Below are 6,442 nucleotides of genomic sequence, written 5' to 3'. Positions count from 1 at the left end.
AGATGTGTATAAGAGACAGGTTCTAGGGTGGACGTATGCAGATCAGACCGTTCGAAGCCGCCGAAACGGAGTCCGTCGTCGAGCTGTGGAACGCGGCCGGCCTCGTGCGACCGTGGAACGATCCGCGTGCCGACATCGCGCGAAAACTGACCGTTCAGCCGGAGCTGTTCCTGGTCGGAACCGAGACGGCCGACGACGGCGCAGGCTCTGCGGGCGCGGGCGCGGTCGCGAGCGCCAACGCAGGCACCGCCGCGGATTCCGGCGCCGTCGTCATCGCGACGGCCATGGTCGGCTACGACGGCCACCGCGGCTGGATCAACTACCTCGCGGTCGATGCCGCCCACCGCGGCCGCGGCTACGCTCGGCAGCTCATGGCCGAGGCGGAACGCCTGCTCATCGAGCGCGGCTGCCCCAAGCTGAACCTGCAGGTGCGCGCGGCAAACACGGACGCGCTGGCGTTCTACGACGCCATCGGCTACGCGCCCGACGGCGCGATCAGCTACGGCAAACGCCTGATCGACGACTGACAGAACCGACTCAGCAGACAGCGGACAGCGAACAGCGAACAGCGAACAGCGGCACCCCTACAGCACCGAGAGCGACTGCCGCGCGATCTCCAGTTCTTCGTTGGTGGGCACGACGAGCACCTCGACGGCCGAGTCGTCGCTGGAGATGCGCCGCGCGCCCCGCTCGCGAGAGGCGGTGTTGCGCGCCGGGTCGAGACGGATGCCGAGCGCCTCGAGCCCCGCGAGCGCCAACGCCCGCACGGGTGCGCTGTTCTCGCCGACGCCGGCCGTGAACACGATGGCGTCCGCTCCGCCGAGCTGCGCGATGTAGGCCCCGACGTACTGCTTGACGCGGTGCGCGTAGACGTCGAGCGCCAGGCGAGCCGGCTCGTCGCCCGCGGCCGCTGCATCGACCACGTCGCGCATGTCACCCCGGCCGCTCAGCCCGAGCAGTCCGCTCTTGCGGTTCAGCTCGGCGTCGAGTTCGGCGAAGCTCAGTCCCAGTTTGCGGTTCAGGTAGATGAGCACGGCGGGGTCGAGATCGCCCGAGCGAGTGCCCATCACGAGCCCTTCAAGCGGTGTCATGCCCATCGAGGTCTCGACCGACCGCCCGCCGTCGACCGCACAGGCCGAGGCCCCGTTGCCGAGGTGCAGCACAATCGTCTTCAGATCGGCGAGCGGCCGCCCGAGAAACTCGGCGGTCTGCTCGGAGACGTACTTGTGCGAGGTTCCGTGAAAGCCGTACCGCCGCACACGGTTCTTCTCCGCCAGTTCGGCGTCGATCGCGTACGTGTAGGCCGCCGCCGGCAGGGTCGAGTGAAAAGCGGTGTCGAATACCGCAACGTGCGGCACATCGGCGAAAACCTTCTGCGCCGCCTCGATGCCCGCGAGGTTCGCCGGGTTGTGCAGCGGTGCCAGATCAGCCAGGTCTTCGATGTTGATCTTCACGAGGTCGGTCACCACGGTCGGCCCGAAGAAGCGCTTTCCGCCGTGCACCACGCGGTGCCCGACCACGACCGGAGCGTTCTCCCGAAGCGACGGCCCGAACGCATCGAAGGCGGCGATCATCGTGCTGAACGCCTCGCCCATGTCGGCTACCGGATGCTCGCTGCGGTGATCTTCGTCGGCCCCCGCCGCGCTGCCTTCGCCGTCGGCACCCACAGCACCCGCCGCGCCCGCCGCGCCCGCCACCGTGTGCTTCAGCGACGCCGCCGTCTCGCCGATGCGCTCGACCAGCCCGTTCGCCAGCACCCGCTCGGTGCTCATGTCGATCAGCTGGTACTTCAGCGAAGACGAGCCGCTGTTCAGCACCAGAACCGCACGCGCGCCGCTCACGCGTCGACCACCGCGTTCGCAGCGCCCGTGCTCGTCGCGACGCCCGCCGTCGCCGCCTGAATGGCCGTAATGGCGATCGTGTTCACGATGTCCTGCACCAGTGCTCCCCGCGAGAGGTCGTTGATCGGCTTGTTGAGCCCCTGCAGCACGGGCCCCATGGCGATGGCGCCGGCGCTCCGCTGCACCGCCTTGTACGTGTTGTTGCCGGTGTTCAGGTCGGGAAAGATGAACACTGTCGCCCGCCCCGCCACCTCTGAGTCGGGCATCTTCGTGGCTGCCACGGCCGCATCGGCAGCGGCGTCGTACTGAATCGGCCCCTCGACCAGCAGGTCGGGCCGACGCGAGCGCACGAACCGGGTCGCCTCGCGCACCTTCTCCACCTCTGCGCCCGAACCGCTTGACCCGGTGGAGTACGACAGCATCGCCACGCGCGGTTCGATGCCGAACTGTACCGCTGTCTCCGATGAAGAGATGGCGATGTCGGCCAATTGATCGGCCGTCGGGTCGGGAATGACCGCGCAGTCGCCGTACACAAGCACGCGGTCGGCGAGCGCCATCAGAAAGACGCTCGACACGACCGACACCCCGGGCCGGGTCTTGATGACCTCGAACGCGGGCCTGATCGTGTGCGCCGTGGTGTGCGCCGCGCCCGACACCATTCCGTCGGCGAGACCGAGCTGCACCATCATGGTGCCGAAGTACGACACATCGGTCACGGTGTCGCGGGCCATGTCGAGCGTGATGCCGCGGTGCGCGCGGATGCGGGCGTACTCCAGAGCGAACCGCTCCCGCAGTTCGGGGTCGAACGGGCTGACGATGGCGGCACCCTCGAGGCTCACCCCGAGGCGTGTGGCGCGGGCCCGCACGTCGGCTTCGTCACCGAGGATGCTCAGCCGCGCAATACCCCTGGTGAGCACTGTTGCCGCCGCAAGCAGCACACGGTCATCCGTGCCCTCCGGCAGCACGATGTGCCGTTGTGCGCTGCGAGCGCGGTCGATGAGACCGTATTCGAACATCAGCGGGGTGACCACCGACGACGAGCTCACGTCGAGCAGGTCGAGCAGTCGGGGGCCGTCGACGTACTGGTCGAAGAGGGCGAGCGCGCTGTCGTACTTGCGCTGCGAGTCGGCGGCGAGGCGGCCACGCGTTCCGGTGATGCGCACGGCCGTGTCGTACGTGCCGAGCGGAGTCGTGATGATGGGCAGCGAGGGAGCGAGCCCGTCAATGAGCCGCTCGATGGGCTCTGGCAGGTCGAAACCGCCGTTGAGAATGATGCCGGAGAGGCTCGGGAAGGTGGCCGATGCGTTGGCCATGAGCACCGCCAGCAGCACCTCACTCCGGTCGCCGGGGATCACCACGACCGCGCCTTCCATCAGCCGCGGCAGAACATTCACCATCGACATTCCGGCGATGACGACGCCGAGCGCCTCGCGGGCGAGCAGCCGCGGGTCACCCTTGATCATGGTGCCCTCGGTCGACTCGACGAGGTTCGCCATACTGGGTGCGACGAGCATCCGGTCTTCGGGAATCGACCAGATGGGGATGCGCGTGGGCCCGTCAGCAGAGTGCGCGCCGATCACTTCGCGGTGCGGCGCGGCGATGGCGAGCCCCGCCTGCGCGTCGCCGGCCGCCTTGGCGATGGCGTCGCGAATCTTCTCGAGGTTCGCCGAGTCGGCCCGGTTCGCGACGATTCCGAGCAGAGTGGCGTGCGCGGCCTTCAGCTCTACCAGGGCGAGTTCGGTGATCTGGCGCATGTCGGCCGGGGTTCGCGCCTCGGAGTGCCCGAGCATCTCGGTCGACCCCTGGCCCGCTCGGCCGCCGAGCACCAGCAGCACGGGTGCCCCGAGGTTCGCTGCGATGCGGGCGTTGAAGGTGAGCTCGGTGGGGCTGCCCACGTCGGTGTAGTCAGAACCCAGGATGACCACGGAGTCGCAGAGCCGTTCAACGTCTTTGTACCGCTCGACGATGCGCGAGAGTGCTGCGTCGGGGTCGGCGTGCACGTCGTCGTAGCTGACGCCGATGGCCTGTTCGTACGTGATGTCGATGCCGGCGTGCGACAGCAGCATCTCGAGCACGTAGTCGCGCTCAGACACCGAGCGGGCGATGGGGCGAAAGACGCCGACGCGGCCGATGCTTCGACCCAGAACATCCAGAACGCCCAGCGCAATGGTCGACTTGCCCGAATGGCCTTCGGCCGAGGTGATGTAGATGCTGCGAGCCACGCTTCTCCTTGAGTAGCGGCGCCTCAGAACGGCGTCTTTTCCAAGTTTATGGAGTGCTGGCTGTGTGCGCACTGGCTGTTCACCGAACGTCTGGGCGTGTAGGCACGGTGCTGCACAAACAGAAAAGACCCCCCGCGCACCCGCCAGAGCCCGGTTACCCTTGCTGCATTTCTGCCCTAGGGGAGTTGGCCTGGATGGCGCCACGCGGGGAGCCGTGTACAAGTTTAGCGGCAGAATTGAATTATGAGAATCGCACTTGCCGGAGGCCACGGAGCCATAGCCCTCCACATCGAGAAACTGTTGAGCGACGCCGGGCACGAAGCCGTCGCCATCATCCGCAACCCCGAGCAGGCGGGCGACGTTCTCGCCGCGGGCGGTATCCCCGTGGTCATCGATCTGGAGGGGGTGGATGCCCGTACCCTCGCCCGTGACCTGCAGGGTGTCGACGCGGTGGTCTTCGCGGCTGGTGCCGGGCCGAACTCGAGCGCCGAGCGCAAGTACACCGTCGACCGTGACGGCGCAATCCTGCTCGCTGACGCGGCGGAGATCGCGGGCATCCGCCGCTACGTACTCATCTCCTCGATGGGGGCCGACGATTTCGACCCCACGTCAGACGAGGTGTTCCAGGTGTACCTTCGGGCGAAAGCGGAGGCCGACGCGAACGTGCGGGCGCGCGACCTCGACTACACGATCATCCGGCCGGGCGGCCTCACGAACGACGCACCCACCGGCGAGGTGCTGCTGGCCGAGAGCACCGGGCGCGGCACCATCGCGCGGGCCGACGTGGCGGCGCTCGTGGTGGCGGCGGTCGTCGACGGTATCGGCGTTCGTGCGCAGTTCGAGGCGATCAGCGGTGACACACCCCTCGCCGAGGCGCTGGCGGCGGTCAAGTACTGACGGTGCCGGGGCTGGGTGCCGGGTCTGGGCGCTGGGGCTGGGCGCTGCTGCCGCACAGCACGCGCCGGGGTTTGCCGGTAGAGTGCTCTATGGTCGTTTCTGAACTTTTCAGCGGCGACCCGCCAGGAGGATTCGCCTAGTGGCCTATGGCGCACGCTTGGAAAGCGTGTTGAGTGAAAGCTCTCGGGGGTTCGAATCCCCCATCCTCCGCCAGGTTGAAAGCGCTCGCCCACAGGGTGGGCGCTTTCTGCATACGTGGCCGCTCTGATTCGAGGAGGAGCGCTGCTCTGGCAGCGCGACGGGGTGCGGCGCGAGGGCGGCGCGGAGGCGGCGCATTGCCACGTGCGCGGAGGCGAGCTACGTTTTACGAATTGAGAGTTCTCGGCGCACAGAACGTTTCTGATGCGACAAGGCACACAGCGTGCAGCAAGGAGTGAGTCGATGACCGACGAACAGCAGCCCCCGATCGAACCCACGCCACCGACGCCACCGGCCATCCCGAACCCATACGACAGCGCCCCGCCCACCGCGCCGAACCCATACGGCGCGGCCCCATACGGCAGCGCCCCGCCCACCACCCCGAACTCCTACGCGGCCGCCCCCTACGGCGGCTCGCCCGAACCGTCGTACAACGTGCTCGCGATCGTGTCGCTGGTGACAGCGTTCTTCGTGTCGCTGGCAGCAGTGATCACCGGCCACATCGCACTCGTTCAGATCAAGCGCACCGGCCAGAAGGGGCGCGGGCTCGCCGTGGCCGGGCTGGTTCTCGGCTACCTCGGCATTCTAGGGGGCATCCTCGCGGCCGTCTTCATCGTCATCGCCATCGTCGCCGCCGCGTCGAACCCGAACCGGTACGGCACCGGCAGCTCCGACCCGTTCTCGGCGCCGACCGCAGCGCCCACCGCGTCGAGCGGGCCGGGCGGCAGCGGGTTCAACGGCGGCGACCTCACCTTCGAGGCGGGGCAGAGCCTGCCCGCCACGACGATTCCGCAGTTCGCCGACGGCTTCATTACGAGCACCGGCTGGAGCGTCTCGAGCCCCGACGACGGACAGGGCAACTGGTCGTACACCTCGAGCGACAAGCAGTGCACGGTGAAGTTCCACCAGGGCCTGCTGGGCTCGAAGGTGACAACAGTGCCCGGCGACGACCAGGCCACCACCGACGCGTACCTGATCTACGTCGACAACGCGACCGCCTCCGACGTCGACCAGTACGCCGAAACCGACTACGTGGGGCTCGGCAGCGCCGACGCGAGCTACTCGGTCGACACGCGCACCCTCACCGGCACCGATTCGAATGGCAGCCACTGGATCACCGCCGCCCGCGCCTTCGCGAGCACCGGCACCGGCATGTACCTCGACCTCACCTGCCAGCCCGCGACCGACCTGACGTCGATCTACTACGACGTGCTCGCGAAGGCGGCCATCGTCGTCAACTGACCGGTGCTTCGATGTCTGCGCAGACCGGCGAGCGCAAGCGTC

5 protein-coding genes, 1 tRNA gene and 1 other RNA gene are annotated in these 6,442 nt (G+C 68.0%); 4 read left to right on the top strand and 3 right to left on the bottom strand.

What is annotated here, in order from left to right:
• The first annotated feature begins 35 nt into the window (after positions 1 to 35).
• Positions 36 to 527: a GNAT family N-acetyltransferase gene (locus QN358_RS15555; protein ID WP_136643731.1), complete on the top strand. Its 492-nt coding sequence runs from the start codon at positions 36 to 38 to the stop codon at positions 525 to 527.
• Positions 528 to 584: 57 nt separating this feature from the next.
• On the opposite strand, the gene QN358_RS15550 is transcribed toward QN358_RS15555, so the two are convergent.
• The 3 genes from QN358_RS15550 to ffs form a co-directional block, all read right to left on the bottom strand.
• Positions 585 to 1,772, bottom strand: a complete 1,188-nt coding sequence (locus QN358_RS15550) for an acetate/propionate family kinase (protein ID WP_416352009.1) — start codon at positions 1,770 to 1,772, stop codon at positions 585 to 587.
• Between the two features lie 65 nt (positions 1,773 to 1,837).
• On the bottom strand, positions 1,838 to 4,063 hold the full coding sequence (pta, locus tag QN358_RS15545; RefSeq protein ID WP_323512895.1) for a phosphate acetyltransferase: 2,226 nt from the start codon (positions 4,061 to 4,063) through the stop codon (positions 1,838 to 1,840).
• A gap of 120 nt (positions 4,064 to 4,183) precedes the next feature.
• Positions 4,184 to 4,280, bottom strand: an RNA gene (gene ffs / locus QN358_RS15540) — signal recognition particle sRNA small type.
• 26 nt (positions 4,281 to 4,306) lie between these two features.
• On the opposite strand from ffs, the gene QN358_RS15535 reads away from it, so the two are divergent.
• From QN358_RS15535 to QN358_RS15525, 3 genes are all read left to right on the top strand, one after another.
• Complete coding sequence (locus QN358_RS15535) at positions 4,307 to 4,960, top strand: SDR family oxidoreductase (RefSeq protein WP_323512894.1); 654 nt, start codon at positions 4,307 to 4,309, stop codon at positions 4,958 to 4,960.
• 125 nt (positions 4,961 to 5,085) lie between these two features.
• Positions 5,086 to 5,173: transfer RNA gene (locus QN358_RS15530), tRNA-Ser, on the top strand.
• 228 nt (positions 5,174 to 5,401) lie between these two features.
• Positions 5,402 to 6,400, top strand: a complete 999-nt coding sequence (locus tag QN358_RS15525; protein ID WP_323512893.1) for a DUF4190 domain-containing protein — start codon at positions 5,402 to 5,404, stop codon at positions 6,398 to 6,400.
• The last annotated feature ends 42 nt before the right edge of the window (positions 6,401 to 6,442 follow it).

The sequence above is a fragment of the Subtercola sp. RTI3 genome, assembly GCF_035018625.1.
Lineage (GTDB): Bacteria > Actinomycetota > Actinomycetes > Actinomycetales > Microbacteriaceae > Subtercola > Subtercola vilae.
Note: the sequence above shows the minus strand (reverse complement) of the source record. Positions and strands in the feature narration are given on the sequence as shown.